The sequence below is a fragment of the Chromobacterium sp. genome, from assembly GCF_041912965.1.
In the GTDB taxonomy this organism is placed as follows: Bacteria; Pseudomonadota; Gammaproteobacteria; order Burkholderiales; family Chromobacteriaceae; genus Chromobacterium; species Chromobacterium aquaticum.
The window spans coordinates 1-26266 of the sequence record NZ_JAYSGF010000044.1 but is presented as its reverse complement, the minus strand read 5'-3'; the positions used below and the strand labels follow the sequence as shown (position 1 = coordinate 26266).

Sequence of the window (26266 nt, the reverse complement as noted above, 5' to 3'; positions counted from 1 at the left end):
ACCGCCACGGTTCGCACATCGCCATTGGGCCTGGACGTCCCACCGGACGCTCCAACTTCTCTTCTGATGTCATTGATCTCAAGGAGTCCAAACATGACTATCGATCGCGATCAAAAATCCGGCCTGTTCATCATCAGCTACAACGTCAACAAACCCGGCCAGGCGGGCGGCCTGAACCTGCGGCTGGACCTGACCGTGTACACCCCGTCGCGTCACATCACCGGCCGCGCCACCATCACTCACGCCACGCTGCAGCCGCTGGTGTTCGAACACCCGATCCAGGGCCGCTACGAAGAGCAGGGCCGTGACATCGAACTGCATCTGATCGGCTCGCCGCGCCTGCACGAGCAGCACGCGCAAAACCAGGCCCACGCGGCTGGCCATGCGCTGCTGGAGCAGTTCTTCTTCGACGGCCAACTGAAAGACGGCTGGCAAGCCGGCAACGGCTCCAAGGCGCGCTACGCCTTCTTCCAGAACCAGCAATGGCACGAGCAGCTGGGTCAGGAAGTGCGCCTGGCGGAGGAGATCAATAGCGCGATCAAGGCGCTGAACCTGCGCTAAGCGCATGCGCCCGGTTCCGGGACCGGGCCATCCATCAGCACCCGAAGCCCGCCCCCAGGCGGGCTTTGCGCATGCCGCGCGCGGCGGCCGCCACTGCGAAAAAGCAAAACCCCGCATCCGCGGGGTTGGCATCTTATCCACACAGCGCCGGCGGCTTAGCCGTCGCCCTCTTCCGATCCATCTTCGACATCGTCCGTGGCCGGAAAAAACACATGCTTGAACACGCTCAGCCGCACCGGATCCAAACTCGCCTCGGCGGCGGCCAGCACCGCATCCGGGTCGAAATCGTTGCGGGCCTCGTAAACGAAAAACGCCTCCTCATCGTCTACCTCGTACACCGAGATAAGCAATACGCCAGTGGCGAGCAACTCCAGCTTGAGCTGCGCCATCGGAATGCCGCCGCCCACCAAGTCCCGTTCTTCCATCTCAAACCTGCTTTCCAACCACGCCATGCCACCTTCTCAGCATAGGCCAGCACTCGTCGGCCGCAATCGGTAAACATCGCCGGCTCCGGGGTTTCGCCAGCCCGGCCTTAAGGACTGGCATGCAAGACTTGCTGCGCGCCGTGGGCTCGCCTATCGTCTAAATCCAAATGGCATTCAAAGTTGTACGTTAATTGCCATTTGTATAAATAGGCGACATTTAAGCGCCATTCACGACGCTAACGCCTCCCCATCCATCCCGATGGCATTGAACGCAGCCGTTACCGGCCAAGCGCTCTCAACCATTTCAGAAAGGTGTCCCATGCATCCACCCCTCCACTTCCTGTTTCGCCGCGTTGCGGCCTTGCTCGCGGTCAGCGCGCTGACACTGACCGCCGGCGGCGCGCTGGCCGCCAATATCAGCGGCAGCCTGCCCGATTACAAAAAAAGCGGCATCACCTTCAATTATGTGGAGCAGAAAAGCGGCGGTTCCGGCCCCGGCGCGCGCGGCATCCGCATTTATATCGCCGGCGGCCGCGATCAAAGCTATAAATTCAGCCCCAACCCGCACGACGACCCCTGGTACAACAAGAACCAGGGCAAGTTCTACCGCCAGGCGGCCGAGGCGCTGGCGGATGCCTACCTCGCCAAGAAGCCGAACCCGGCCTTCCCACGCTACGGCTTCAAATCCACGATCAACGGCATCGAATACAGCTATAACCAGCCTTGAGCTAGACCGATGAGGCCATAGGCCGTACGAACTGATGCCACTTCAGCTCGTACGGTCTGACAATGTGCTTCCGTTTTGGGATAGACGGGGGCCGCGGCAAAGTGTAAGTGCCGAGCCTTGGCCGAGAAGAACGCGACACACAGCCACTCTACTTCGGCATGTGCAGCGGAATCAGATTCAGGGCGGCTGCCCGTTCTATGAGGTGGCTGGTGGAGTGCACATCCAGCTTGGAGTACAACTTTTCATTGATGATGGTTTGCACCGAGCGAATCGACACCTCTCTGCCATGCGCCAGCGACAGAATTCGGGAAATCTCCTTTGGTGTCTTATGCAGGGACAGGCAATACAGGATTTCGGTTTCGCGCTTGCTCAAGGGCGCAGCAATCACCAGCTTGTTGTTCGGACTTTTCAGACCTATCCGTTCATTCACGATCTCAACCTGGCATAGCCGGGCATCGTTAACGAATTTCTCCACTAGCGCGATCAACTTGGAATTGATCTTCTCAATCTGTTTCTCTGCTTCGGCGTCTTTGAGTTTTTTTTCCAAGGTGACGTCTTTGCAGTAGCCAACGATGCCGACGACCTTGCCATTCTTGATCAGGGGATGCTTGGTGGTTTGTGACAGGACTATGCTGCCATCACTGGATGGGATGCCTTCCAGCCTGGAAATCGGCGTCCCTGTCTGCAACACATGGCGGTCATCTCGCTCGTACTCCTCCCAATTCGGGCTCCATGGCAAGTCGATATCTTTTTTGCCGATGAATTCGGAGCGCTGCATGGCACCAACCATGTCCAGAAAAGCATCATTGCAACCGACAAAGTTCAGGGCGGCATCTTTCCAGAAAGTAGGTACCGGGCTACTGTCTATGATTTGCAAATACAGACTAAGATTCTGCATACCGCTGTCCAACTTCAGCGCTTTTCATCCAAGCGAAGAAATCATCCACGCCTGCACTGGCCTCATCCGGAGCCCAGGCCGCATACCGTCTATCACTATCAGGGTCAAATTTACAGTTTCTAACCTCAAAATAGGCACAGTCCGACATGGGAACAAAGGCATGGTATTGGTTCTGCCGAATTTCAACGATCCGATTCTTGTCCTGGCCAAACTCGATTCTTTTTGAGATGGAGCCATCTTCATTAAAGATCAGCACCAGCATTTCCCCAGAAACCCAGATCACCAGTTCCCACTGATTATTATTCTCATGCAGATGCGGTCTGATATAGGAATTGGCCGACATGCAATTGACAAAGCGCTGCGGCATCTCATCGTAACTGTCATGAACCAGGATAGGCACACGTTTTCTAGGCAGTGCCTTGCTTTCACGTATCACCGCTTCGACATCCGCGCTGCTGATCAACTTTGATTTTTTCGCATCAACTACACTCATCTGAAATGTTCTTTCTAGAACAAAATGAACGCAATGATCATATCATAACACTTAAAGCTGACATCGTGAATTATCATTTTTTCGGAGATGTCCTGCTGCTGTATCTATATGATCGGCTCCCTGCACCCTCTTAAAATTTGACCGCCATGGATAATGTTAACTATATGCATAAAAACCTATCCAGCTACCGGATGGAAGGGTTAATTCCGTTCAGAGCCGATTTCGTGCGTGTTGTTTCGGAGCATGTACGAGCATTGCCAAATGAAGAATTCGACATGCTGGACAGCTTGTCGAAAACTGGCGACCGGACCAAGTGCATCGCCAATTACGCATCAATAGAAGACCGCGTCGCACAACTAACATGTATAGATGAGCTATCGGTCATCGATTTTTTGACATCCCCATTTTTTTACTGCAAAGCCTCGGTTGTTGGATATGTCGCACACAAACCCGTTTTTTATTTCAACGGCTCAGGCATTTACCAATGGGGGGATTCGGCAGAGCGCCGCTCTCTGAGTTACTGGATATCTTACCCGACCTGTCCACCAGGTTGGGAAATTGACTAGCACTACGACAGCATTAATCTGTCATCTTACCCGGCAACCCGGCATCAAATGCATACTATTTAATCAGCCAGCCATATCAGAAATAGTGAACAAACCAATCAAAGGCCAGCTATTGAAAAAAGCGGCGCATCCCATGCGTCGCTTTTAGAAATCTAAAACAATATGATGCAAGGCCCAATATGGGTTTCAATCCCCCCATTCATCGATGAACAGCGCCTCCTGCTCCACCTTGCACTGCCGCTCCTGCATCTCCATCGCCAGGCTGTGCAGCAAGGGCGGCAGGCCGCCGCCCATCAAGCGCGCCAGCTGCGCCTGGTCCACCTCGCTCAAGGGCTGCGCGCCATTGGCCAGCGTCAGTTGCTCCGGCAGCATCCGCCACGGCTCCCACGGCCGGCCAGCCTGCTCCGCCACCTTGCCCACGGCCATCGCGATGGCGACGCCGGACGGGTCTAGGTCGCAGGCGATCTGCACCGGCACCCGCAGCAAGGACAGCAGATGGCGCACCGCCTCGCGCCAACGCTGGTGCGGCTGGCCCGGCACCCAGATGGTCAGCACCGGCAGCGCCTGCTGGCTGAGGGTTTGAAACACGCTGAGGTTTTCCACGATGCGCACGCTGCGGATCGCCCCCTCCACCGCGCTCACGCCCAGCAAAGCCTCCGGCCCCAAGGCCACGCCTTGCCGCAGCAAGGCCGCGGACAACAGGCAGTGCTGTCCGGCCCACAGCCCCAACGGTCCGGACAGGAACACGTGCGGGGTGTGGCGGGCGATGCCGCAAGCTTCCAGATCGATGCCGAACTCCGCCAGCCACTGCCGGTCCGCCGCGCCGAAGGCCTTGCTGCGCCCCAACGCGCGTTGCGAGAACTGGCGCTCGGTGCCCCAGCTGCCGTCCAGCAGCCATTGATCCAGTGCCTGGGCCAGCTTGAGGCGGCGCTCCAGCGTGGAGGATTGCAGATGCGGGCTCAAGCTTTCCGCCAAGCCCAGCAGCAGCGGGTGGCGCGGCTGCCAGCCGCGCCACAGCTCCACCACTTCCGCCTGCGGCCGCGGGTCGGTCATGCCCAGCAGGTGACGCAGGCCGTACATGTCCAGCCATTGCACCCAGAACGGTTCCAGCTGATTGAAGCGCAAGCCGGTTTCGGCATGCAGTTCCACTTCGCACCAGCCGGCCTCCAATAGCCGGCGCAGCAGGTTCTCCGCCAGCGTGGGGCTGTCCGCCAACGCCAGCAGGCTGCTCCAGCGCGCGCGGTTGCGCCGCGATTTGAGCCAGCCGCCCACCAGCTCCTGCTCTTCCAGGCTCAGCAGCAACGCTTGCGGCGTCGTCTGCGGCGTCAGCAGCAGATTATGGCCGCGCGCGCCCAGCGGGGTGCGGCGAATCTTGTCGGGGTCGATCAGGGACAGCCAGTGCGACATAAACGGCGACTCAAGGAATGGGGCGGATCAGGAATAGACCATTATTCCGCCAGAAATTCAATGCCGCGTGCGGCGCCGGCGCGTCCAAGGCCAGGGAAATCCCCTTGCGGTAGCGGTTCCGGGGGGCCTGCCGGCTGGCCGCGCGCGCGGCTGGCGCGCTATAATGCCATTCGTATTCGAACAGAGCGCGGCGGTCGCCGCGCTCTTTGCTTTTGTCGTTTTTCATGGATAGGCCGTACCGATGTCCGCAGTCAGTAGTCGCCAGGACGCCATTGTTCTGCGCCCGATGCAAGTTCGAGATTTACCCGCGGTGCTGCAAGTGCAGCAGCACTGCTACCCTGCCGAGATGCTGGAAAGCCGCGATGCGCTGGCCTCGCGCCAGCGTTTGTCGCCGGACACCTGCTGGGTGGCGGAACGTCCCGGCCAGTTACTGGGTTATCTGTTTGCCCACCCCTGGGCCGGCAGCCGCCCGCCCAAGCTGGGCCATAAGCTGGAACAGCTGCCAACCGCCGCCGACACTCTGTTCATCCACGATCTGGCGCTGCATCCGGACGCGCGCGGTCACGGCCTGGGGCCGCGCCTGGTGCAAACCGTGCTGGGCCAGGGCCGCCGCCGCGGCCTGCGCCAGGCGCGGCTGGTGGCGGTACTGGGCGCCGCCCGTTATTGGCAGCGCTTTGGCTACCAGGCCAGCCGGGACAATGAGGCCAATGCCGCCTATGGCGAAGGCGCGGTGTGCATGCAGCGTTCATTGTAAAACGAGCCGCTTTGCCGCGCCGACGCGCCCATGCTCACAGGAAGATTTGGCCTGGCCGCCGGCCAAGCTATGATAGAATCGCGCGCAACGCATTCAATTCCTTATGAAAATACTCATCGTCGCCCTGCTCGCGGCATCGCTCGCCGCCCCCGCCCTGGCCGGCCGCCTGCTGCCCTTGGATCTGAAGGCCGGCACCGTCCGCGCCGTGGATGACGCCACCATCGAGTTCGTCAAGAAAGACCGCTCGCTGCTGGAAAGCCTGCTCGGCATTTTCATCCGCTCCAACCGCCAGTTTCCGCTGGCGCCCGGCCTGCGCATCTTCGATGAGAGCAACCGCTTCCTGCTGCGCGGCCAACTGGATACCCTGGAGGGCAAGCCAGTGGCCGTGACTTTCAATATGCAGGGCCAGATCAACCGCATCTGGGTGCTGCGTCCCGAGGAAGTGGAATTGCTGAAGCAAAGGGAGGCCGAGGCCGCCTCCCAGCCATCCCAATAATCCCGCGCGCGGCGCGCGCCTGCCAAGCAGGCCGCGACGAACCGACGGAAACACGCTGGAATCAAGCTGCAATGAAAAAGGTATACATCAAGACTTTCGGCTGCCAAATGAACGAGTACGACTCGGACAAGATGGCCGACGTGCTGTCCGACGCCGAGGGCATGATTCAGACCGACAAGCCGGAAGACGCCGACGTCATCCTTTTCAACACCTGTAGCGTGCGCGAGAAAGCGCAGGAAAAGGTGTTCTCCGACCTGGGCCGCATCCGCCCGCTGAAGGAAGCCAACCCCAATCTGATCATCGGCGTCGGCGGCTGCGTGGCGTCGCAGGAAGGCGAAACCATCGTCAAGCGCGCGCCCTATGTCGACGTGGTGTTCGGCCCGCAGACGCTGCATCGCTTGCCGGACCTGATCAAGTCGCGCCAGTCCAGCGGCAGCTCGCAGGTGGATATTTCCTTCCCGGAAATCGAAAAATTCGACCACATCCCGCCGGCCAAGGTGGACGGCGGCGCGGCTTACGTGTCCATCATGGAAGGCTGTTCCAAGTACTGTTCCTTCTGCGTGGTGCCCTATACCCGCGGCGAGGAAGTCAGCCGCCCCTTCGACGACGTGCTGACCGAGATCGCCGGCCTGGCCGCGCAGGGCGTGAAGGAAATCACCCTGCTGGGCCAGAACGTCAACGCCTACCGCGGCGCGATGTCCGACGGCGAAATCGCCGATTTCGCGCTGCTGCTGGAATACGTGCACGAAGTGCCGGGCGTGGAGCGCATCCGCTTCACCACCAGCCACCCGCGCGAATTCAGCCAGCGCATCATCGATTGCTACGGCAAGCTGCCCAAGCTGGTATCCCATCTGCACCTGCCGGTGCAAAGCGGCGCCGACCGCGTGCTGGCGGCGATGAAGCGCGGCTACACCGGCCTGGAGTACAAGTCCATCATCCGCAAGCTGCGCGCGCTGCGGCCGGATCTGTGCCTGTCGTCGGACTTCATCGTCGGCTTCCCCGGCGAGACCGAGGCCGACTTCGAACAGACGCTGAAGCTGGTCAAGGACATGGAAGTCGACTTCAGCTATGTGTTCATCTACAGCCCGCGCCCGGGTACGCCGGCGTCCAATCTGCCGGACGACACCCCGCACGCGGAGAAAGTGCGCCGCCTGGAAGCCCTGAACGAGGTGATCGAGGCCAAGGGCTTCGCCATCAACCAGGCGATGGTGGGCACGGTGCAGCGCGTGCTGGTGGAAAGCGTGTCCAAGAAGGACGCCACCATGCTGGCGGCGCGCACCGCCAACAACCGCGTGGTCAACTTCGTCGGCCATCCACGCCTGCTGAACCAGATGATGGATGTGCGCATCACCGAAGCCCGCCCGCACTCGCTGGTGGGCGAGGCGCTGATTACGGAAACCGCTTGAGCATGACGCCCGCCCGCCATTTTTTTGCGCCCGTCGCCGCCGGCGGGCGTATGCTTGAAGCTTTTCATCCCCACTGAGCCGCCATGTTCATCGTTTCGCTGAGCTACACCGCCCCGCTGTCCGATATCGACGCCTTGCTGGACCAGCATATTGTCTGGCTGCAGCAAGGCTATGCCGCCGGCCTGCTGCTGGCCTCCGGCCGCAAATCGCCGCGCACCGGCGGCGTGATCCTGGCCCGCGGCGAACGCGCCGAGCTGGAAGCGCTGCTGGCGCGCGACCCCTTCGCCGTCGCCAATGTCGCCCGCTACGAAATCACCGAGTTCCACGCAAGCATGACCGCGCCGGAACTGGATTGCCTGCGGAACATTTGATGCTCGCCGCAGCCTTAACACCAGCCACGCTCCAGACCATACAAGCCGCATGACGACCTCGCATTCCGAACCGCTAAGCTTCAATCCCGTAGACAATGAACGGCTGGCCCGCCTGTGCGGCCCGCTGGACGAAAACCTGAAACAGATCGAAACCGGCCTGGACGTGACGGTGCAACGCCGCGGCGAAAGCTTCCGCGTGCAGGGCGAGCAGGCCAAGGCCGCGGTGGAAGCGCTGACCCGGCTCTACCTGCTGGCGGAAAAGCAGGAGCTGTCGATAGACGACGTGCAACTGTGCCTGGTGGAGCTGCGCCGCCACGCGGCCAATGGCGTCGAGACCGCAGCCGACGACGAAGACGTGCCGGTGCTGGTGACCCGCCGCGGAGATCTGCGCGGCCGCACCCCGCGTCAAAGCCGCTACATCAAGGCCATCCAGCAGCACGACATCACCTTCGGCATCGGCCCGGCCGGCACCGGCAAGACCTATCTGGCGGTGGGCTGCGCGGTGGACGCGATGGAGCGCGACGCGGTCAAGCGCATCGTGCTGGTGCGCCCGGCGGTGGAAGCCGGCGAGAAGCTGGGCTTCCTGCCCGGCGACCTGGCGCAGAAGGTCGACCCCTATCTGCGGCCGCTGTACGACGCGCTGTACGATCTGATGGGATTCGACCGCGTGACCCGGCTGTTCGAGAAGAACCTGATCGAGATCGCGCCGCTGGCCTATATGCGCGGCCGCACGCTGAACAACGCCTTCATCATTCTGGACGAGGCGCAGAACACCACGCCGGAACAGATGAAGATGTTCCTGACCCGCATCGGCTTCGGCTCCAGGGCGGTGATCACCGGCGACGTGACTCAGATCGACCTGGCCCGCCATCAGAAGAGCGGCCTGGTCGAGGTGGAGCGCATCCTGGGCACGGTGCGCGGCATTCATTTCCATCATTTCCAGAGCGACGACGTGGTGCGCCATCCGCTGGTGCAGAAAATCGTCGACGCCTACGACCAATACCAAAGCAAGCAAGATGAAAAGAGCCAAGCGTAACCCGCTGCTGGCGCGGCTGGCCGCGCGCCTGGAACTGAGCCTGGAGGTGCGCAGCCAGACCGCCGCGCTGCCGCGGCCGGCCGATCTGCGCCGCTGGAGCCAGGCGGCGCTGCAAGCCGGCGTCAAGCAGGCCCAGGTCAGCATCCTGATCGTGGATGCCGACGAAGGCCGCCAATTGAACCATGACTACCGCGGCAAGGACTACGCCACCAATGTGCTGAGCTTCGCGCTCAACGAGGGCGAGCCGGTGCCGGGCCTGCCGCTGATAGGCGATCTGGTGCTGTGCGCGCCGGTGGTGGAAAAAGAGGCCGCCGAGCAAAACAAGCCGCTGCAAGCGCATTACGCCCACCTGTTGGTGCACGGCATGCTGCACCTGCAGGGCTTTGACCATGAGCAAGACGACGAAGCCGAAACCATGGAGGCGCTTGAAACCGTCATCATGCAGAGGCTAGGATATCCCGACCCGTATCGAGAGGAGCAGTTCTAAGAAATGGAAGACCCCAGTAAACCGCGGCCGACTTGGCTGGAACGCCTGTCCACCATGTTGCTGCGCGAGCCGGAAGATCGCGAAGAGTTGATCGAACTCTTGCACAACGCCTTCGAGCGCAATCTGCTGGACGCGGAGGCGCTCGGCATGATCGAGGGCGTGCTGGAAGTCAGCGAGCTGACCGTGCGCGACGTGATGATTCCGCGCAGCCAGATGAACGTGATCAGCTGCGACGATCCGATCACCCGCTTCCTGCCTATGGTGATCGATTCCGGACACTCGCGTTTTCCGGTGATAGGCGACAGCAAGGACGACGTGCTGGGCATTCTGTTGGCCAAGGAACTGTTGCGCTATTTCCACGCGCCGGCCAGCTTCGACTTGAAGGCGGTGCTGCGCCCGGCGGTGTTCGTGCCGGAATCCAAGCCGCTGAATGTGCTGCTGCGCGATTTCCGCGCCACTCACAACCACATGGCGGTGGTGGTGGACGAATACGGCGGCGTGTCCGGCCTGGTGACCATCGAGGACGTGATCGAGCAGATCGTCGGCGACATCGAGGACGAATACGACACCGAGGACGACGAGGAAGACATCCTGCCGGTGCGCGGCCATCAGCGCTACCGGGTCAAGGCGCTGACCGAGATCGAGGACTTCAACCATTACTTTGAAACCGATTTCGAAGACGACGATGTCGACACCGTCGGCGGCCTGGTGATCTCGCTGACCGGCCACCTGCCCAAGCGCGGCGAAGCGGTGGAAGCCGCCGGCCTGCGCTTCACCGTGTTGCGCGCAGACAACCGCCGCGTCGACACCTTGCTGGTGGAGCGGATACAGGACGGGGAAACCTCCACCGTGTAATCCGCCATCCTCATCCGGACTCGCGTCGCGATCGCGGCTGTTGCCTCCGCCCGCGAGTTCCTATGATGAATATCAGCCATTTGATAATCCGTCGGCCAGCGCTTGCTGGCCGGCTTCGCCTGATGCCTACCATGCGCACTTTATTGGTCCTGCTGGCAGCCGCCTTGGCTGGCAGCCTCACACTGTTCGCCTTCGCCCCTTACCGGCTGTTCTGGATCATGCCGCTGTCGCTGGCGGCGCTGGCGGACCTGACCCAGCGTCACCCGCAGCGCGCGTTCTGGATCGGCTATGTCTGGGGCTTGGCCGCCTACACCAGCAATTTCAACTGGATCTACAACAGCCTGCACGACGTGGCCGGGTTGCCGGTCTGGATCGCCTTGCCGCTGGTGCTGCTGCTGCCGGCCTATCTGGCGCTCTATCCCGGCCTGGCGATGTGGCTGAGCGCGCGCGTCAGCGCCAAGCCGTGGCAGCGCTGGCTGCTGGCCTTTCCGGCGCTGTGGGAGCTGGGCGAGTGGCTGCGCGGCTGGGTGTTGACCGGCTTCCCCTGGGCGGCGGCAGGTTACTCGCAGATCACCGAAAGCCCGCTGGCCGGCTACGCGCCGCTGGGCGGCGTCCATTTGATCAGCTATCTGGTGGCGCTGTCCGCCGGCGCGCTGGCGCTGATGGTGCACGGTTCCTGGCGGCTGCGCGCCGGCTTGCTGCTCGCCGCGCTGGCGGTATGGGGCAACGGCCAAGGGCTGAAGAGCATCGAATGGACCCAGCCGCTGGGCAAGCCCATCAGCGTGGCGCTGGCGCAGGGCAATATCGCCCAGGAGCTGAAATGGTCGCCGGAAAACCTGGAAGAATCGCTGCGCGTGTATTACCAGCAAGTGGCCACCACGCGCGCCGACCTGATGCTGCTGCCGGAAACCGCGCTGCCGCTGTTTCTGGACGACCTGCCCTCCGGCTACCTGAGCATGATGGAGGGCCAGGCCCAGCGCGCCGGCATGGCGCTGGCCACCGGGGTGCCGCGCCGCACCAACGACGGCCGCGGTTATCTGAACGCGGTGGTGGCGCTGACCACGCCGGGCCGGCCCTTCTTCGCCAAGGACCACCTGGTGCCGTTTGGCGAATTCATCCCGGTGCCGGGGCTGATAGGCTGGATTTACCAGTTCATGAATATGCCGATGTCCGGCTTCAGCAGCGGCGGCGCCAACCAGCCACCGCTGCCGCTGGCCGGCGAGAAGATCGCCTTCAACGTCTGCTACGAGGACAGCTTCGGCGAGGAGCTGATAGGCCCGGCGGCCCAGGCCAGCATCATGGCCAACGTCAGCAATCTGGCCTGGTTCGGCAAGAGCGTGGCGATGAGCCAACACTTGCAGTTGTCGCAGACGCGGGCGCTGGAAAATGGCCGCTACATGCTGCGCGCCACCAATAACGGCATGACCGCCATCATCCGCCCGGACGGCGAGATCGCCTCGGTGGCGGCGCCCTATACCCGCCAGGTGTTGCAAGGCTTCGCTCAGGGCCGCCAGGGGCTGACCCCCTATATGCGGCACGGCAACGCGCCGGTCTTGATAGGCTGCGCGGCGCTGCTGCTGCTGGCCATGTTGCTGGGGCGCAAGCACCGTCCTTGAGCGTTGCCGGCTCTGCCCAGCGAACGCGCGATGTTTCCACTCTGGAACATCGCGCGTTTTGACATTCGGCCCCGGATTCCCGATCATCATTCGCCGGCGACGCGAACCGGCCCTGCGCCGAAATCACACCAAGAAACGCCGCGCCGCCTCTACAAGGGAATCAAGATGAACGAGAGAAAACTGGAAGCCGGGATCGTCACCAACTTTTCCGAGCGCATGAGCTATGGCGGTTATCTATGCCTGGACCAGCTGCTGGCCTGTCAGAAACCGCTGTCCGATCCGCCGCACCACGACGAGCTGCTGTTCGTGATCCAGCATCAGACCTCCGAGTTGTGGATGAAGCTGATGCTGCATGAGCTGCAGGCCGCGGTGCGTTTCGTCCAGCAGGACACGCTGGGCCCCAGCTTCAAATGCCTGGCGCGGGTCAAACAGATCCAGCGCCTGCTGTTCGAGCAATGGGCGGTATTGGAGACGCTGACGCCGTCGGAATACATGGAGTTCCGCGATGTGCTGGGCAATTCCTCCGGCTTCCAATCGCATCAATACCGCTCCATCGAATTCCTGCTGGGCAACAAGAACCAGGCGATGCTCAATGTGTTCGCCCATGAGACGGACAAACACGCCTCGCTGCAAGCCATCCTGGAAGCGCCCAGCTTGTACGATGAATTCCTGCGCCACCTGGCGCGGCGCGACCTGCCGGTGCCGACCTCCAGCCTGGAGCGCGACTGGTCGCAGCCCTATCAGCGCAATCCGGAACTGATCCCGCTGTTCAAGCTCATTTACGACCAGCCCCAGCAGCACTGGGAAGCCTATGAGATGGCGGAAAAGCTGGTGGACGTGGAGGAATACTTCCACCTGTGGCGCTTCCGCCATATGAAGACGGTGGAGCGGGTCATCGGCTTCAAGCAAGGCACCGGCGGCTCCAGCGGCGTGCGTTTCCTCAAGCAGGCGCTGGAGCTGACTTTCTTCCCGGAGTTGCTGGACGTGCGTACAGAAATCGGCCGCTGACGCGGCGGCGGCACGGGCCCCCGCGCCGCCGGCTCAACAGCGGAAGCGCGACACCAGCCCGCGCAGATTGCCGGCCAGCTGGCGCATGTCCACCAGCGCCGCCGAGGCGGTGGACGCCGCCTGCGCGTTCTTGCTGGAGCTCATCGCGATTTGCTCGACGTACTGGGCGATGTCCTGGCTGGCGGTGCCCTGCTCCTTCAGCGCGTGGGAAATATCGTTGACCACGCCCAGCACGCCGCTGGCGCTGTGGCTGATTTCGCCCACCGCCGCGCCGCCCTGCTCGGCCAGTTCCAGGCCGTTCTTGGCGCGCCGCACCGCTTCTTCCATCGAGCCGTGCGACTGGGTGGAGCTTTGCTGGATCTCGGCGATCATGCCGGCGATCTCCTCGGTGGCCTGGGCGGTGCGCTCGGACAGCTTGCGCACCTCGTCCGCCACCACCGCGAAGCCACGGCCCTGCTCACCGGCGCGCGCCGCCTCGATCGCCGCGTTCAAGGCCAGGAGATTGGTCTGATCGGCGATGTCCTTGATCACCTGCATGATGCCGGAGATCACCTGCGCCTTGTCCACCAGTTCATTGATGGTGCCGGCCGCCAATTCCACCGATTCATTGATGCGGCGCATTTCCGCCACCGCTCGCGAGATCACCTCGCTGCCCTGCTGCGACGATTCGCCGGACTGCTCGGACAGGCTGCGGGCATCCTGGGCGCGGTCGGAAATATGGTTGATGCTGACGGTCAGCTCTTCTATCGAGGCCGCCATCGAGGTGGCCGCCTCGCTTTGCTGCTCGGAACCGCTGGCAACGGCGGCGGCGTGGCCGCTGACGTCGTCGCTCATTTCAGACACCCGATTGGCCGCGGCGGCGATTTCTCCCACCAGCTGCCGCAGCTGCGCCTGCATGCCGGCCACATTGGCCAGCAAGCTGTCCTGATCGCCGGTTTTCACCGGCACCGCCATGTCCAGTTGCCCGGCGGCGATGCGTTTGACGATATCCACGGTGACCGCCGGCTCGCCGCCCAACTGGCCCAGCACGCTGCGCATGATGTAGCCGCCCAGGCCGGCCAGCAGCAGCAGGATCACGCCGACCTCCAGCGCCAGGTTGAACAGCGATTTGTGATAGGCGGCGGCCACATCATCCAGATAGATGCCGGTGCCCAACACCCAGCCCCAGCCGGGCGAAGTCATCAAATAGGAAATCTTGGGCTGCGGCGCGTCGAAGCCCGGCTTGTCCCACACATAGCTGGCATAACCCTTGCCGCCGCCGCTGCTCAAGGCCTGATCGAACAGCTGGCCCATGTCCTGGCCGCTGCCTTCCTTGACCCCGTGCAGGTTCTTGCCGATCAAGGCAGGCTTCACGCCGTGGGCGACATAGGTCAGGCTCTTGTCGAAGGCGAAGAAATACTCGCGCTGGTCGTAGCGCATGCTGTTGAGCGCCGCCGCGGCCTGCTGCTTGGCTTGCGGCTCGCTCATCTTACCGTCCGCCGCCATCTTTTCGTAGGACACCACCAGCGCCGCCGCCGACTCCACCAGATTGCGCGTCTTGTCCTTGCGGTCCTGCAGCATGGTGTCGCGCTCGCGCATCACCGACAGCACGCCTATCGCCGCCACCAGCAAGGCCATCGCCACCAACAGCAGCAGCAGACGGCCGCGCAGGCTCATTGTTGTTTTGTTCATTTCCATCTCCCCACACCTTGTTCACTTATTCTAGACAGCGCTGATCGCTCTTTTTGCGCGATTAGTCCTAGTTTGAGGCATTTCAACAAAAAATATCAACAGCATATAAAAAAGGCCCGGATCGCTCCGGGCCAGACTGAACGCAAGCGGTCATACCCGCGTCCAGGGTCGTCATTCCACACGCCTCACTTCATCGTCGGCATCACGAACTCGGCGGTCATCTTGGCCGGCCAGCGGCTGGTCACCGTCTTCATCCGGGTATAGAAACGCACGCCCTCCGGACCATGCATATGGTGATCGCCGAACAGCGAGGCCTTCCAGCCGCCAAAGCTGTGGAAGGCCATCGGCACCGGAATCGGCACATTGATGCCCACCATGCCCACCTGAATGCGGTGGCTGAATTCGCGCGCGGCGCCGCCGGAGCGAGTGAAGATGCTGGTGCCGTTGGCGAAGGGGTGGGCATTGATCAGGCTCACCGCGCTGTCGAAGTCCGGCACCCGCACCACCGCCAGCACCGGCCCGAAGATTTCCTCCTGGTAGATGGTCATCTCCGGCGTCACGTGGTCGAACAGGCAGCCGCCAAGGAAAAAGCCGTCCTCGTGGCCGGGATGGTGGTAGCCGCGACCATCCACCACCAGCCGCGCGCCTTCGGCCACGCCCTGTGCGACATAGCCCGTCACCTTGTCCAGATGCTGGCGCGTCACCAGCGGCCCCATTTCCGCCGCCGCGTCGTCGCCCACGCCTATCTTCAGATTGCGCGCGCGCTCGGCCAGCCGCGCCACCAGTTCATCGCCGATATCACCGACGGCCAGCACCACCGAGATCGCCATGCAGCGCTCGCCGGCCGAACCGTAGGCGGCGCCGATCAGCGCTTCCACCGCGCCGTCCAGGTCCGCGTCCGGCATCACCACCAGGTGGTTCTTGGCGCCGCCCAGCGCCTGCACCCGCTTGCCGTGGCGCGCGCCGGTTTCATAGATGTACTGGGCAATCGGCGTGGAGCCGACGAAGCTGAGCGCGGCGATGTCGGGATGGGTGAGCAAGGCGTCCACCGCCTGCTTGTCGCCGTGCACCACATTGAATACGCCGGCCGGCAAGCCGGCCTGCTGCAGCAGTTCAGCCAGCAGCAGCGCGGCGGAGGGGTCACGCTCCGACGGCTTGAGGATGAAGCAGTTGCCGCAGGCCAGCGCCACCGGGAACATCCACAGCGGCACCATGGCCGGGAAGTTGAACGGAGTGATGCCGGCCACCACGCCCAGCGGCTGACGCATGGAATGGCTGTCGATGCCGCCGCCCACCTGTTCGGTGAACTCGCCCTTCAGCAACTGCGGAATGCCGCAGGCGAATTCCACCACCTCCAGCCCACGAGTGACTTCGCCAATGGCGTCGGACACCACCTTGCCGTGCTCGCTGGAAATCAGCGCCGCCAAGCGCTGCTGGTTCTGCTCCAGCAGTTCCTTGAACTTGAACATCACCCGCGCCCGCTTCAGCGGCGAGGTTTCCGCCCAGGCCGGAAAGGCCTTGCGCGCCGCCGCCACCGCGGCCTGCACCTCGTCCGGGCCCGCCAGCGGCACGCGGGCGGCGACACGGCCCAGCGCTGGGTTGTAGACATCGCCAAAGCGGCCGCTCTGGCCTTCGCAGCGCTCGCCGCCGATGTAATGAGGAATGTTCTGCATGCTAGTTCCGATGGGTATGGGTTGAGTGTTCGGCGCCGCGCTTATTCGCAGGCGCGCAAGGCGGTGGCGATGGTGTCGAACAGCCGGTCGATCTCATGCTTTTCGATGATCAAGGGCGGCGATACCGCCAGGATGTCGCCGGTGAAGCGCAGCAGCACGCCTTGCTCCCAGCACTTGAGGAAGACGTCGAAACCGCGCTGCCCAGCGGCGCCGGGGCGGCTGTCCAGCTCGATGCCGGCCACCAGGCCCAGATTGCGGATGTCCTTGACGTAGGGCTGACCGCGCAAGGCGTGCGCGCGCTCCTCGAAATAAGCGGACAGGCCGGCGGCGCGCTCGAACAACTGCTCCTCGCGGTACAGATCCAGCGAGGCGATCGCAGCGGCGCAGGCCAGCGGGTGGGCGGAATAAGTGTAGCCGTGCGGAAACTCGATCATGCGTTCGCCGGCGGCGGCCATGAAGGCGTCGTGGATCTCCGGCTTCAGCAGCAGCGCGCCCATCGGCACCACGCCGTTGGTCAGACCCTTGGCGCAGGTGATGATGTCCGGCAGCACGCCGAACTTGTTGGCCGCCCAGTCCGCGCCCAGGCGGCCGAAGCCGGTGATCACCTCGTCGAAGATCAGCAGGATGCCGTAGCGGTCGCAGATTTCGCGCAAGCGCCGCAAATAGCCCTTGGGCGGGATCAGCACGCCGGTGGAGCCGGCCATCGGCTCGACGATGACGGCGGCGATGGTGGATGGGTCGTGCAGGGTCAGGATGCGCGCCTCCAGTTCGTCGGCGAACTCGGCGCCATGCTCCGGCTCGCCTCGGCTGAAGGCGTTGCGCGCCAGATCATGGGTGCTGCGCAGATGGTCCACCGCCGGCAAGGACACCGGAAAATGCTTGCGGTTGCCGGCCATGCCGCCCACCGAGATGCCACCGAAGTTGACACCGTGATAACCGCGCTCGCGGCCGATCAGCTTGACGCGGGCGGCGTCGCCGCGCACGCGGTGATAGGCCACCGCCATCTTCAACGCGGTGTCCACCGCCTCCGAACCGGAGCCGACGAAGAAGGCCTTGCTCAAGCCCTTGGGCGCCATCGCCACCAGCTTGTCGGCGGCCTCGAAAGCCTTGGGGTGGGCCATCTGGAACGGTGGCGCGTAATCCAGCGTCGCCACCTGGCGCTGCACCGCTTCGACGATGGGCTTGCGGTTGTGGCCGGCGGTCACGCACCACAGGCCGGCGCTGCCGTCCAGGATCTGGCGGCCCTGGTCGTCGGTGTAATACATGCCGTCGGCGCTCACCAGCATGCGCGGCGCGCTCTTGAACTGGCGATTGGCGGTGAACGGCATCCAGTACGCGTCCATCTGCAGCTGCTCCATCGTTGTCTCCCCTGGCTTTCTGCCGAATGATGACAACTAATCTAGCCGCGCGACCAATACAATTACAGGTACAGTTTGTGCTGTTTTTCAGCATCCCGTATCGGCGAAAACACCAATACGGTTACCGCCGCCAGCCATGAAAAAACCCGGCCGCAGCCGGGTTTCCTGTGTCGTGCCAGCTCGCTTAAACGCGGAAGCTGGAGAACAGCTGTCGCATATCCTTCGCCGTCTGCGCCAGATCGTTCAAGGTGTCGTGCACGGTCTGCAGCGCGCCGTCGCTGTCGACGATGCGGCCGTTGATCTGCTCGGTGCTCTGCGCGATCACGGTGGTGGCCTTGTGCTGTTCGCTGGTGGACAAGGTGATCTCGTTCATCTTGGCCATCACTTCCTGCATCGCCTGCTGGATCTGCTCGATGCGCTGCACCGCGCTGCCGGTCAGCTCCACGCCATCGTCCACCGAGCTGACGGTGCGCTGCATATTGGTCACCGCCTGGCTGGTTTCCTCGCGGATGGTGCTGACCATGCCGGAGATTTCCACCGTGGCCTGGCCGGTGCGCTCGGCCAGCTTGCGCACCTCGTCCGCCACCACCGCGAAGCCGCGGCCCATCTCGCCGGCGCGCGCCGCCTCGATCGCCGCGTTCAAGGCCAGCAGGTTGGTCTGATCGGCAATGTCCTTGATCACATTGGTGATGCCGCTGATCTGCTGCGAACGCTGGTCCAGCGACACCAACATGCCGGACAAGCCCTTCACCGCTTCCACCGTGCTGTTCATCTCGCGGGAGATGCGCTGCATTTCGTTGGCGCTTTCGCTGGACACGGTACCGGTGTGATTGACCAGCGAATCCGCTTCGCGCGCGGCATCGGCGATATGGGAGATGCTGACGGTGATCTCTTCCAGCGTCGCGGCGTTGGAACTGGACACGTCGGAAATCTGCCGTGAATCGCGCGCCACCTGATCCACCGTGGTGGCCACGCTCTGCACGCCGCTGGTGACGTTTTCCGCCTCGGTGCGCACCGCGATGAACATGCTTTGCAAACGCTGGATGAAGCTGTTGAACGCGGTCGCGGTTTCGGCGATCTCATCCTGGCCCTGCACTTCGATGCGGCGGGTCAGGTCGCCCTCGCCCTTGGAGATTTCCAGCATTGCGTTGCGCAGGCGACCCAGGCCGGCCAGCATCTTGCTCAGCATCACGCTGGCCACCGGGATCAGCACCACCACGCACAATGCCCCCAGGCCCACCACGGTCAGCAGCAGCTTTTCCAGCGGTTCGCTGACCACGGACTTATCTATCATCACCCCCAGCAGCCAGTTGGTGCCTTCCACCGGATCCACTTGCACCAGCTTGGCTTCTCCGTTGACTTCGATCTCTTCCATCGCGCTGCTGGTGGACAGCTGCACCAGTTTCTCGCCGGTCAGCGCCGGCACTTTTTCCGCCAGCGGCTTAAGCGTCAGCGTGGTGTCCGGGTGGGCTATCACCTTGCCGCTCTTGTCCACCAGGAAGGCGTAGCCATTGCCGCGCAGTTTGGCGGACAACACGGTCTTGACCAGGTCGTCGATGAAGATGTCGCCGCCCACCACCGCCTTCAGCGTGGAGCCGTCGAACACCGGGGATACAAAGGTCACCACCAGTTTCTTGGTGTCGAAGTCGACATAGGGATCGGACACGCCCGGCTTGCCGCTGGCCTGGGCCTGCTGATACCAGGGCCGCGCCACCGGATCGTAACCCGCCGGCTGCGGTTTGAAATCGGAACGTATCATCTTGTGATCGGCGGTGCCGATATAGGTCATGTCGTAGCCGCCGGCCTGGCTCAGGCGCGCCAGCGTCGGCATCGGTTCCGGGGTGCCCACCACCGGGTTGCCGGCAATCACCACCTTGACCTTGCTGCCATACCAATCCTTGACCAGGTTGGCGTAGCCGCGCGAGGTGCTGGATAGCTCATTGTCCACGCCCTGGACAATTTCATTGCGCATCTGGGTATAGACCAGCGTCGTGATAATGGCGCCCAGCAAAACCAGCAGCACCGCGATGAATACAATCAATTTTACCCGCAAGGAGCGCATTTCCGACCTCCATCCCCAATTCGACTTGGCTTGCCCTGATTGATTATCAATGTCCGGCCAAGCACTGTTATGATCATTCTCGATACCGGATGTCCTTCCCTTGTCTTAGCCGTTCAGTACTTAAAGCTCAATAAAAAACTGTGTACTCGGCAAGCCGGTCATGCCATCCGGTTTATGACGTGATATTTATCACAAGCTGTTCCCAACGGACAGACCCTATCTCAATGCTGTCGAAATAATGCGCCATGGCCAATTTTCGTCTTATGCCTGAAGATGGCATTACCTTGGTTGAAAACATCGTCAATTCAGCTATTTCGGCCATCCAATGCGGACAATGGCGCAATGGCGCAAAAATCCCATCTATTCGCAGCATGGCCAGGGAACTTGACGTCAGCCCCTTCACCGTTGTCGAGGCTTACGACCGGCTGGTCACCCTGGGCTATCTCGAAGCGCGGCGCGGTTCCGGTTTCTACGTCGAAGCGCGGCGCGAAGCCCAGACACCTCGGCAGGCGCCGCCGCCGCGCGTGTGGCCGGTGGACGAATACTGGCTGCTGCGCAAGATCTATCAGCAGGACGCCAATACCTTGTTCGCCGGCTGCGGCTGGCTGCCCTCGCACTGGTACGATGCCGAGGCCCAGCAAAAAGCCTTGCGCCAACTGGCGCGCGACGCCATTGCCGCGCCCGGCTACGGCGACCCCAAGGGTTATCTGCCGCTGCGCGAACAATTGGCCGAGCGTCTGGCGGAACGCGGCATCGCGGCGCGCGCCGACGATATCGTGCTGACCCAGGGCGCCAGCCGCGCGCTGGACATGGCCGCCTGCGCGCTGCTGCAGGCCGGCGACACCGTGCTGGTCGACGATCCCGGCTATTGCAATCTGCTGTCCTGCCTGGCCTTCCGCGAGTTCAAGCTGGTGCCGGTGCCGTGGACCGAGCACGGGCCCGATCTGGAACAACTGCGCGCGTTGCTGCGCCAGCATCGGCCACGGGCCTTCTTCACCAATCCCTGGCTGCAAAACCCCACCGGTGCCAGCTACGCGCCGTCCATTGCCCACCAAGTGCTGCGGCTGGCCGAGGAACACGATTTCCTGATCGTGGAGGACAATGTCTCCGGCGATTTCGCCGCCGGCCGCCAGCAAACATTGGCGGCGCTGGACGGACTCAAGCGCGTGCTCTACATCGACAGTTTTTCCAAATCGCTGTCACCCGGCCTGCGCGTCGGTTATCTGGCCGGGCCGGCCGAGCTGCTGGAGCGCGTCGTCCACTACAAGATGATGTCGGGGCTGACCTCGCCGGAGTTGAATGAACGGCTGGCACTGGAGCTGATCAGCGAGGGCCGTTACCGCCGCCAGCTGGAGCGCCTGCGTTCGCGGCTGGCCGAAGCCCAGGCCCAATGTCAGCAACTATTCACCGAACACGGCTGGCAGTTGTTCGCTCGCCCGGCCAACGGCCTATTCATCCTGGCGCGTCCGCCCAGCGAGCTGGACGCGACCAGCCTGGCCGAGCAGGCGCAGCTGCGGCAGATCCTGCTGGCGCCCGGCCATTTATTCCGCGCTCACGGCATGCGTTCCGACTGGCTGCGCTTCAACGTTGCTTTCAGCCAGGATCGTCGGCTGTGGGATTTTCTGACTCTCCGGCCACAGTGATAAGATGTGGACATCCAGCCTAGCGGAGCCCCTATGCAACTCGTAGAAATGTTCGTCCATCCATTGAAGTCCTGCCGCGGCATCTCTTACAGCCGAGCCTACGCCAGCAAGCAGGGTTTGCTGCATGACCGCGAATGGCTGCTCGCCGGCGATAAGGGCCGCTTTTTCACCGCGCGCTCGCATCCGCAGCTGGTGCGCGTGGAAGTGGACCTGATTCCCGGCGGCGCGCTGTTCAAATATCCCGGCAAGCCGCCCATCCTGGCAATGAGCACCCAGTACCAGCAAGAAGCGGCGGCCACGGTATGGAAGGACAGCTTTACCGCCTACCATGGCGACCCGGCCGTCGACCACTGGTTCAGCGAGCTGCTGGGCGAACCCTGTCAGTTGCTATGGCTGGGCATGCAGTCGCAGCGCCGGCTGAAGGACAGCGAGCACGCGATGTCCTTCGCCGACGGCTATCCTTATCTACTGGTGAACCAGGCCTCGCTGGACGCGCTGAACGATGAGCTGGACCAGCCGGTATCGCTGCGCCACTTCCGTCCCAATCTGGTGGTAAGCGGCGAGTACGCCTGGGAAGAGGACGATTGGAAGGTGATTCAGATCGGCGATGTGGTGTTCGACGTGGCCAAGCCCTGTAGCCGCTGCGTACTGACCACGGTGGACCCGGATACCGGGATCAAATCGCCGGAACAGCAGCCACTACGCACCCTGGTCAGCATCCGCACCTTGCCGGAAGGCGTCTGTTTCGGCGTCAACCTGGTGCCGCGCAATGAAGGCGCGCTGGAGCTGGGCGCGGAGTTCCGCGTGCTGGAAAGCCGCTACGAGTTTTGACCCCGACGCCGGTTCGCCGGCGTTGTTACCGCTTTATGCTGAATAGATTCATGAATTTGCAAGTCATCATTGATCAAATCCAACGCGAAGTCGCCGCCTATTACGGCCAGGGCCGCGTCGCCGACTACATCCCGGCGCTGGCCGAAGTGGCGCCGCGCCAATTCGGCATGGCCATCACCACGCTGGACGGTCGGCATTATCGCTGCGGCGATGCGGCCACCCCCTTTTCCATCCAGAGCATTTCCAAGGCCTTCATGTTGGCGCTGACACTGGAGGCCGAGGGCGATACGCTGTGGCGTCATGTCGGCAAGGAACCTTCCGGCAATCCCTTCAATTCCCTGGTGCAGCTGGAGTACGAGGACGGGGTGCCGCGCAACCCCTTCATCAATGCCGGCGCCCTAGTGGTCACCGACCGAGCGATCAGCCACTTCGGCGACGCTCATGGCGCCTTATTGGCCCGCCTGCGCCAGGAATCCGGCAATGCCACCCTGTGCGGCAATGCCCGCGTAGCCGAATCCGAGCGCGCGCACGGCCACCGCAACGCGGCGCTGGCTCACTTCATGAAGAGCTATCACAACCTCGACAACGACGTCGAAACCGTGCTGCAGCAGTATTTCAACAGCTGCAGCATCGTGATGAACTGCGTGGAACTGGCCAATGCCGGCCTGTTTCTGGCCAACCGCGGCGTTACCCGAGACGGCCGGCAAACGCTGAGCCGCAGTCAGGCCAAACAGATCAACGCGGTCATGCTGACTTGCGGCACTTACGATGCCGCCGGCGAGTTCGCCTACCGCGTCGGCCTGCCGGTGAAAAGCGGCGTTGGCGGCGGCATGCTCGCCATCATCCCCGGCAAGATGAGCATCGCGGTATGGAGCCCGGAGCTGGATGGCAAGGGCAATTCGGTGTTGGGCCTGGAAGCGCTGGATCGTTTCACCACGCGTACCGGTTTGTCGATCTTTTAAGCACGCCGGCTCCGCTGGGCGCCGCCAAAAGAAAAACCCGCGCAAGGCGGGTCTTTTCTTTTCCGGCAATGAAAAAAGCCAGGCTTGCGCCTGGCTTTTTCCTCAACTTCGTCGATTACTCGGCGGAGTTGTCTTCAACCGCTACGGCATCTTCCGGACGGTCCACCAGCTCTACCAGAGCCATCGGGGCGTTGTCGCCCTTGCGGAAACCGTACTTCAGGATACGCACATAACCACCATTGCGGGCGGAGAAGCGCGGGCCGAGAACGTCGAAGAGTTTAACCACGATATCGCGGTCACGAGTGCGGTCAAACGCCAGACGACGGTTGGCGAGAGACGGCTTTTTGCCGAGCGTGATCAGCGGCTCGGCCACACGACGCAGTTCCTTGGCTTTCGGCAGCGTGGTCACGATAACTTCGTGCTTCAGCAGCGAGTTCGCCATGTTGCGCAGCATCGCCAGACGATGGCTGGTCGTGCGGTTCAGTTTACGATTACTGTAACGATGACGCATTGTTAATGTCCTTTTATCTCAAACCTTACGGCTTTTCGAGGCCAGCAGGCGGCCAATTCTCGAGCTTCATGCCGAGAGTCAGGCCTTTGGAAGCGAGAACTTCCTTGATCTCGTTCAGCGACTTGCGGCCGAGGTTCGGAGTCTTCAGAAGCTCGGTTTCAGTACGCTGGATCAGATCGCCGATGTAATAAATGTTCTCAGCTTTCAGGCAGTTGGCCGAACGAACCGTCAGTTCAAGATCGTCTACCGGACGCAGCAGGATCGGATCGATCGGCGGCGCCTTTTCAACGACTTCTTCAACCGCTGTGCCTTGGAGATCGGCAAAGATCGACAGTTGATCCATCAGAATACGGGCAGCGTTGCGCACTGCCTGTTCCGGCTCGATCACGCCATTGGTCTCGATATCGAGAACCAGGCGGTCGAGGTCGGTACGCTGCTCAACACGGGCGCTTTCCACAGCAAAGCTCACGCGGCGAACCGGCGAGAAGGAAGCATCCAGTTGAATGGTACCGATGGAACGGTTGTCTTCATGATTGGATCGAACCGACACCGGCTGATAGCCGCGGCCTTTTTCGATCTTGATCTCCATGTCGATCTTACCGCCAGAGGAGATGTGACAAATCACGTGGTCCGGATTGATCACTTCCACATCGTGCGGCAGTTCGATATCGCCAGCCAAGACAGCGCCTTCGCCGTCCTTTTTCAAGGACAGCACAACACTGTCACGACCATGCAGCTTAAGCACTACGCCCTTGAGGTTGAGGAGGATGTCAACGACATCCTCGCGCACGCCATCAAGTGCGGAATACTCATGCAAAACGCCAGCGATAGTCACTTCGGTCGGAGCATAGCCCGGCATCGACGACAGCAGGATACGGCGCAGCGAGTTACCCAGAGTATGAGCGTAGCCGCGCTCGAACGGCTCCATCGACACACGAGCGTGAGTGGCGGAAACCGGCTGAACGTCGATAAGACGAGGTTTCAGAAATTCCGAAGCGCTGTTTTGCATAGTCATTCCCTAAGAGCTAGCGATTACTTGGAGTAGAATTCCACAACGAGTTGTTCGTTGATATCGCTAGACAGTTCGGAACGTTCCGGAGCGGATTTGAAAGTGCCTTCCATTTTCTTGGAGTCAACCAGGACCCAAGACGGGAAACCACCCTGCTCGGCCAGAGCCAGACCTTCTACGATACGGGCCTGTTTCTTGGCTTTTTCACGGACGGACACTACGTCACCGGCTTTAACCTGGTAGGACGGAATGTTCACAACCTGGCCGTTCACAACGATAGCCTTGTGGCTAACCAGCTGGCGCGCTTCGGCGCGAGTGGAGCCAAAGCCCATGCGATATACAACGTTGTCCAGGCGGGCCTCGAGCAGCTTCAGCAGGTTTTCACCCGTGGAGCCCTTGCGACGCACAGCTTCCGCAAAGTAATTGCGGAACTGACGCTCGAGTACACCGTAAATACGACGGATTTTCTGCTTTTCACGCAGTTGCACACCGTAGTCAGACAGGCGGCTCTTACGAGCGCCATGCTGACCCGGAGGGCTATCCAGTTTGCACTTGGAATCCAGTGCACGACGCGCGCTCTTCAGGAAAAGGTCGGTGCCTTCACGACGAGCGAGCTTACACTTAGGGCCGATATAACGTGCCATGTTCTCACACTCTCCGAATTAGATACGACGTTTTTTGGGCGGACGGCAACCGTTGTGCGGTACCGGCGTCACGTCGGAGATGCTGGTGATCTTGAAACCCAGCGCGTTGAGTGCGCGAACAGCGGATTCACGACCCGGACCCGGGCCCTTGATGCGAACTTCGAGGTTCTTCACACCGTATTCTTGGGCAACTTTACCAGCGTGCTCTGCTGCTACCTGAGCAGCAAAGGGTGTACTCTTGCGCGAGCCCTTGAAACCAGCGCCGCCAGAGGTAGCCCAAGACAATGCATTGCCTTGACGGTCGGTGATCGTGATGATGGTGTTGTTGAACGAAGCGTGCACGTGCACGATGCCTTCGCTAACAGACTTGCGCACTTTCTTGCGTACACGAACTGCTGTGTTTGCTTTAGCCATTATCTGTTGTTCCTATTAATTACTTCTTGCCGGCGATCGCCTTACGCGGTCCCTTACGGGTACGAGCGTTAGTGCGAGTGCGCTGACCGCGGCACGGCAGGCCACGACGATGGCGGAAGCCGCGATAGCAGCCCATGTCCATCAGACGCTTGATGCTCATGGTGACTTCACGGCGCAGATCACCTTCAACGGTGAACTTAGCCACTTCATCACGCAGAGTTTCCATTTCAGCGTCAGTCAGATCCTTCACTTTCGTGGAAGGGTTCACGCTGGCAGCAGCACAAATCTGCTGGGCGCGAGTCTGACCGATGCCGAAAATTGCCTGCAGGCCGATAACGGCATGCGCATGATTGGGGATGTTTACCCCTGCAATACGGGCCAT

The 26266-nt window shown here is 61.8% G+C and carries 29 protein-coding genes; 15 read left to right on the top strand and 14 right to left on the bottom strand.

From position 1 onward, the window contains the following. Positions 1 to 93 precede the first annotated feature (93 nt). A complete protein-coding gene (locus ACE3QM_RS19255; protein WP_374424132.1) occupies positions 94 to 561 on the top strand; it encodes a DUF1842 domain-containing protein in 468 nt (155 codons plus the stop codon). Positions 562 to 716: 155 nt separating this feature from the next. Here ACE3QM_RS19255 and ACE3QM_RS19250 read toward each other — a convergent pair whose 3' ends face one another. Continuing rightward, a complete protein-coding gene (locus ACE3QM_RS19250; protein ID WP_231464462.1) occupies positions 717 to 1013 on the bottom strand; it encodes a hypothetical protein in 297 nt (98 codons plus the stop codon). A 292-nt stretch (positions 1014 to 1305) separates the two neighbouring features. On the opposite strand from ACE3QM_RS19250, the gene ACE3QM_RS19245 reads away from it, so the two are divergent. Continuing rightward, a complete protein-coding gene (locus tag ACE3QM_RS19245; RefSeq protein WP_231464459.1) occupies positions 1306 to 1713 on the top strand; it encodes a hypothetical protein in 408 nt (135 codons plus the stop codon). A gap of 148 nt (positions 1714 to 1861) precedes the next feature. Here ACE3QM_RS19245 and ACE3QM_RS19240 read toward each other — a convergent pair whose 3' ends face one another. Both ACE3QM_RS19240 and ACE3QM_RS19235 read right to left on the bottom strand, forming a co-directional pair. Next, positions 1862 to 2611: a PAS domain-containing protein gene (locus tag ACE3QM_RS19240; RefSeq protein ID WP_231464456.1), complete on the bottom strand. Its 750-nt coding sequence runs from the start codon at positions 2609 to 2611 to the stop codon at positions 1862 to 1864. Then, positions 2598 to 3104: a WbuC family cupin fold metalloprotein gene (locus tag ACE3QM_RS19235; protein WP_231464453.1), complete on the bottom strand. Its 507-nt coding sequence runs from the start codon at positions 3102 to 3104 to the stop codon at positions 2598 to 2600. Before ACE3QM_RS19235 ends, ACE3QM_RS19240 begins: the two co-directional genes overlap by 14 nt. 164 nt (positions 3105 to 3268) lie before the next feature. Here ACE3QM_RS19235 and ACE3QM_RS19230 point away from each other — a divergent pair, with 164 nt between their 5' ends. Then, complete coding sequence (locus tag ACE3QM_RS19230; RefSeq protein ID WP_231464450.1) at positions 3269 to 3670, top strand: hypothetical protein; 402 nt, start codon at positions 3269 to 3271, stop codon at positions 3668 to 3670. Between the two features lie 186 nt (positions 3671 to 3856). Here the strand turns inward: ACE3QM_RS19230 and ACE3QM_RS19225 are convergent, their stop codons facing one another. Further along, complete coding sequence (locus ACE3QM_RS19225; RefSeq protein ID WP_374424128.1) at positions 3857 to 5077, bottom strand: DUF2399 domain-containing protein; 1221 nt, start codon at positions 5075 to 5077, stop codon at positions 3857 to 3859. A 10-nt stretch (positions 5078 to 5087) separates the two neighbouring features. Next, positions 5088 to 5303 carry a hypothetical protein gene (locus tag ACE3QM_RS19220; RefSeq protein WP_374424126.1) on the bottom strand — a complete coding sequence of 72 codons (216 nt, stop codon included), beginning with the start codon at positions 5301 to 5303 and terminating at the stop codon, positions 5088 to 5090. A 15-nt stretch (positions 5304 to 5318) separates the two neighbouring features. Between ACE3QM_RS19220 and ACE3QM_RS19215 the strand changes: the two genes are divergently transcribed. From ACE3QM_RS19215 to kynA, 9 genes are all read left to right on the top strand, one after another. Beyond that, complete coding sequence (locus tag ACE3QM_RS19215) at positions 5319 to 5831, top strand: GNAT family N-acetyltransferase (protein ID WP_048411902.1); 513 nt, start codon at positions 5319 to 5321, stop codon at positions 5829 to 5831. A gap of 103 nt (positions 5832 to 5934) precedes the next feature. Continuing rightward, positions 5935 to 6327 carry a hypothetical protein gene (locus ACE3QM_RS19210; protein ID WP_048411903.1) on the top strand — a complete coding sequence of 131 codons (393 nt, stop codon included), beginning with the start codon at positions 5935 to 5937 and terminating at the stop codon, positions 6325 to 6327. A gap of 71 nt (positions 6328 to 6398) precedes the next feature. Beyond that, complete coding sequence (gene miaB / locus ACE3QM_RS19205; RefSeq protein ID WP_048411904.1) at positions 6399 to 7733, top strand: tRNA (N6-isopentenyl adenosine(37)-C2)-methylthiotransferase MiaB; 1335 nt, start codon at positions 6399 to 6401, stop codon at positions 7731 to 7733. 83 nt (positions 7734 to 7816) lie between these two features. Beyond that, positions 7817 to 8104 carry a YciI family protein gene (locus tag ACE3QM_RS19200; protein WP_231464442.1) on the top strand — a complete coding sequence of 96 codons (288 nt, stop codon included), beginning with the start codon at positions 7817 to 7819 and terminating at the stop codon, positions 8102 to 8104. 49 nt (positions 8105 to 8153) lie between these two features. Next, positions 8154 to 9140 carry a PhoH family protein gene (locus ACE3QM_RS19195; protein ID WP_231464439.1) on the top strand — a complete coding sequence of 329 codons (987 nt, stop codon included), beginning with the start codon at positions 8154 to 8156 and terminating at the stop codon, positions 9138 to 9140. Next, positions 9121 to 9627: an rRNA maturation RNase YbeY gene (ybeY, locus tag ACE3QM_RS19190; protein WP_374424122.1), complete on the top strand. Its 507-nt coding sequence runs from the start codon at positions 9121 to 9123 to the stop codon at positions 9625 to 9627. The genes ACE3QM_RS19195 and ybeY overlap by 20 nt, the downstream gene beginning before the upstream one ends. 3 nt (positions 9628 to 9630) lie before the next feature. Next, a complete protein-coding gene (locus tag ACE3QM_RS19185) occupies positions 9631 to 10482 on the top strand; it encodes an HlyC/CorC family transporter (protein WP_231464433.1) in 852 nt (283 codons plus the stop codon). A gap of 131 nt (positions 10483 to 10613) precedes the next feature. Next, positions 10614 to 12098, top strand: coding sequence for an apolipoprotein N-acyltransferase (lnt, locus tag ACE3QM_RS19180; RefSeq protein WP_374424119.1), 1485 nt, complete (start codon positions 10614 to 10616; stop codon positions 12096 to 12098). Positions 12099 to 12263: 165 nt separating this feature from the next. Then, positions 12264 to 13106 (top strand): tryptophan 2,3-dioxygenase, encoded by an 843-nt coding sequence (gene kynA / locus ACE3QM_RS19175; protein WP_374424117.1) that lies wholly within the window; start codon positions 12264 to 12266, stop codon positions 13104 to 13106. 33 nt (positions 13107 to 13139) lie between these two features. Here the strand turns inward: kynA and ACE3QM_RS19170 are convergent, their stop codons facing one another. From ACE3QM_RS19170 to ACE3QM_RS19155, 4 genes are all read right to left on the bottom strand, one after another. Continuing rightward, positions 13140 to 14777: a methyl-accepting chemotaxis protein gene (locus ACE3QM_RS19170; protein WP_231464427.1), complete on the bottom strand. Its 1638-nt coding sequence runs from the start codon at positions 14775 to 14777 to the stop codon at positions 13140 to 13142. Between the two features lie 185 nt (positions 14778 to 14962). After that, positions 14963 to 16450, bottom strand: coding sequence for a CoA-acylating methylmalonate-semialdehyde dehydrogenase (locus ACE3QM_RS19165; protein ID WP_374424115.1), 1488 nt, complete (start codon positions 16448 to 16450; stop codon positions 14963 to 14965). Positions 16451 to 16491: 41 nt separating this feature from the next. Next, positions 16492 to 17808, bottom strand: coding sequence for an aspartate aminotransferase family protein (locus tag ACE3QM_RS19160; RefSeq protein ID WP_231464420.1), 1317 nt, complete (start codon positions 17806 to 17808; stop codon positions 16492 to 16494). A gap of 184 nt (positions 17809 to 17992) precedes the next feature. Continuing rightward, a complete protein-coding gene (locus tag ACE3QM_RS19155) occupies positions 17993 to 19849 on the bottom strand; it encodes a methyl-accepting chemotaxis protein (RefSeq protein WP_231581088.1) in 1857 nt (618 codons plus the stop codon). Positions 19850 to 20115: 266 nt separating this feature from the next. On the opposite strand from ACE3QM_RS19155, the gene ACE3QM_RS19150 reads away from it, so the two are divergent. Genes ACE3QM_RS19150 through ACE3QM_RS19140 form a run of 3 tightly spaced genes read left to right on the top strand, consistent with a single transcriptional unit; the run spans position 20116 to position 23306 of the window. After that, on the top strand, positions 20116 to 21513 hold the full coding sequence (locus tag ACE3QM_RS19150; protein WP_048411913.1) for a PLP-dependent aminotransferase family protein: 1398 nt from the start codon (positions 20116 to 20118) through the stop codon (positions 21511 to 21513). A 33-nt stretch (positions 21514 to 21546) separates the two neighbouring features. Next, the gene (locus ACE3QM_RS19145; protein ID WP_374424112.1) at positions 21547 to 22344 is read left to right on the top strand and encodes an MOSC domain-containing protein; all 798 of its coding nucleotides are present in this window, start codon (positions 21547 to 21549) and stop codon (positions 22342 to 22344) included. A gap of 50 nt (positions 22345 to 22394) precedes the next feature. Beyond that, complete coding sequence (locus ACE3QM_RS19140) at positions 22395 to 23306, top strand: glutaminase (RefSeq protein WP_048411915.1); 912 nt, start codon at positions 22395 to 22397, stop codon at positions 23304 to 23306. Between the two features lie 115 nt (positions 23307 to 23421). On the opposite strand, the gene rplQ is transcribed toward ACE3QM_RS19140, so the two are convergent. Genes rplQ through rpsM form a run of 5 tightly spaced genes read right to left on the bottom strand, consistent with a single transcriptional unit; the run spans position 23422 to position 26266 of the window. After that, positions 23422 to 23817 (bottom strand): 50S ribosomal protein L17, encoded by a 396-nt coding sequence (rplQ, locus tag ACE3QM_RS19135; protein WP_048411916.1) that lies wholly within the window; start codon positions 23815 to 23817, stop codon positions 23422 to 23424. Positions 23818 to 23842: 25 nt separating this feature from the next. After that, on the bottom strand, positions 23843 to 24826 hold the full coding sequence (locus ACE3QM_RS19130; RefSeq protein ID WP_039755788.1) for a DNA-directed RNA polymerase subunit alpha: 984 nt from the start codon (positions 24824 to 24826) through the stop codon (positions 23843 to 23845). A gap of 23 nt (positions 24827 to 24849) precedes the next feature. Next, a complete protein-coding gene (gene rpsD / locus ACE3QM_RS19125) occupies positions 24850 to 25470 on the bottom strand; it encodes a 30S ribosomal protein S4 (RefSeq protein WP_043594097.1) in 621 nt (206 codons plus the stop codon). Between the two features lie 18 nt (positions 25471 to 25488). After that, complete coding sequence (rpsK, locus tag ACE3QM_RS19120; protein ID WP_008955659.1) at positions 25489 to 25884, bottom strand: 30S ribosomal protein S11; 396 nt, start codon at positions 25882 to 25884, stop codon at positions 25489 to 25491. 19 nt (positions 25885 to 25903) lie between these two features. Beyond that, complete coding sequence (gene rpsM / locus ACE3QM_RS19115) at positions 25904 to 26266, bottom strand: 30S ribosomal protein S13 (RefSeq protein WP_048411917.1); 363 nt, start codon at positions 26264 to 26266, stop codon at positions 25904 to 25906.

Coding starts and splice junctions, on each gene's coding strand:
- ACE3QM_RS19255 (WP_374424132.1), top strand. CDS start 94: ATGACTATCGATCGCGATCAAAAATCCGGCCTGTTCATCATCAGCTAC.
- ACE3QM_RS19250 (WP_231464462.1), bottom strand. CDS start 1,013: ATGGCGTGGTTGGAAAGCAGGTTTGAGATGGAAGAACGGGACTTGGTG.
- ACE3QM_RS19245 (WP_231464459.1), top strand. CDS start 1,306: ATGCATCCACCCCTCCACTTCCTGTTTCGCCGCGTTGCGGCCTTGCTC.
- ACE3QM_RS19240 (WP_231464456.1), bottom strand. CDS start 2,611: ATGCAGAATCTTAGTCTGTATTTGCAAATCATAGACAGTAGCCCGGTA.
- ACE3QM_RS19235 (WP_231464453.1), bottom strand. CDS start 3,104: ATGAGTGTAGTTGATGCGAAAAAATCAAAGTTGATCAGCAGCGCGGAT.
- ACE3QM_RS19230 (WP_231464450.1), top strand. CDS start 3,269: ATGCATAAAAACCTATCCAGCTACCGGATGGAAGGGTTAATTCCGTTC.
- ACE3QM_RS19225 (WP_374424128.1), bottom strand. CDS start 5,077: ATGTCGCACTGGCTGTCCCTGATCGACCCCGACAAGATTCGCCGCACC.
- ACE3QM_RS19220 (WP_374424126.1), bottom strand. CDS start 5,303: ATGAAAAACGACAAAAGCAAAGAGCGCGGCGACCGCCGCGCTCTGTTC.
- ACE3QM_RS19215 (WP_048411902.1), top strand. CDS start 5,319: ATGTCCGCAGTCAGTAGTCGCCAGGACGCCATTGTTCTGCGCCCGATG.
- ACE3QM_RS19210 (WP_048411903.1), top strand. CDS start 5,935: ATGAAAATACTCATCGTCGCCCTGCTCGCGGCATCGCTCGCCGCCCCC.
- miaB (WP_048411904.1), top strand. CDS start 6,399: ATGAAAAAGGTATACATCAAGACTTTCGGCTGCCAAATGAACGAGTAC.
- ACE3QM_RS19200 (WP_231464442.1), top strand. CDS start 7,817: ATGTTCATCGTTTCGCTGAGCTACACCGCCCCGCTGTCCGATATCGAC.
- ACE3QM_RS19195 (WP_231464439.1), top strand. CDS start 8,154: ATGACGACCTCGCATTCCGAACCGCTAAGCTTCAATCCCGTAGACAAT.
- ybeY (WP_374424122.1), top strand. CDS start 9,121: ATGAAAAGAGCCAAGCGTAACCCGCTGCTGGCGCGGCTGGCCGCGCGC.
- ACE3QM_RS19185 (WP_231464433.1), top strand. CDS start 9,631: ATGGAAGACCCCAGTAAACCGCGGCCGACTTGGCTGGAACGCCTGTCC.
- lnt (WP_374424119.1), top strand. CDS start 10,614: ATGCGCACTTTATTGGTCCTGCTGGCAGCCGCCTTGGCTGGCAGCCTC.
- kynA (WP_374424117.1), top strand. CDS start 12,264: ATGAACGAGAGAAAACTGGAAGCCGGGATCGTCACCAACTTTTCCGAG.
- ACE3QM_RS19170 (WP_231464427.1), bottom strand. CDS start 14,777: ATGAACAAAACAACAATGAGCCTGCGCGGCCGTCTGCTGCTGCTGTTG.
- ACE3QM_RS19165 (WP_374424115.1), bottom strand. CDS start 16,450: ATGCAGAACATTCCTCATTACATCGGCGGCGAGCGCTGCGAAGGCCAG.
- ACE3QM_RS19160 (WP_231464420.1), bottom strand. CDS start 17,808: ATGGAGCAGCTGCAGATGGACGCGTACTGGATGCCGTTCACCGCCAAT.
- ACE3QM_RS19150 (WP_048411913.1), top strand. CDS start 20,116: ATGGCCAATTTTCGTCTTATGCCTGAAGATGGCATTACCTTGGTTGAA.
- ACE3QM_RS19145 (WP_374424112.1), top strand. CDS start 21,547: ATGCAACTCGTAGAAATGTTCGTCCATCCATTGAAGTCCTGCCGCGGC.
- ACE3QM_RS19140 (WP_048411915.1), top strand. CDS start 22,395: ATGAATTTGCAAGTCATCATTGATCAAATCCAACGCGAAGTCGCCGCC.
- rplQ (WP_048411916.1), bottom strand. CDS start 23,817: ATGCGTCATCGTTACAGTAATCGTAAACTGAACCGCACGACCAGCCAT.
- ACE3QM_RS19130 (WP_039755788.1), bottom strand. CDS start 24,826: ATGCAAAACAGCGCTTCGGAATTTCTGAAACCTCGTCTTATCGACGTT.
- rpsD (WP_043594097.1), bottom strand. CDS start 25,470: ATGGCACGTTATATCGGCCCTAAGTGTAAGCTCGCTCGTCGTGAAGGC.
- rpsK (WP_008955659.1), bottom strand. CDS start 25,884: ATGGCTAAAGCAAACACAGCAGTTCGTGTACGCAAGAAAGTGCGCAAG.
- rpsM (WP_048411917.1), bottom strand. CDS start 26,266: ATGGCCCGTATTGCAGGGGTAAACATCCCCAATCATGCGCATGCCGTT.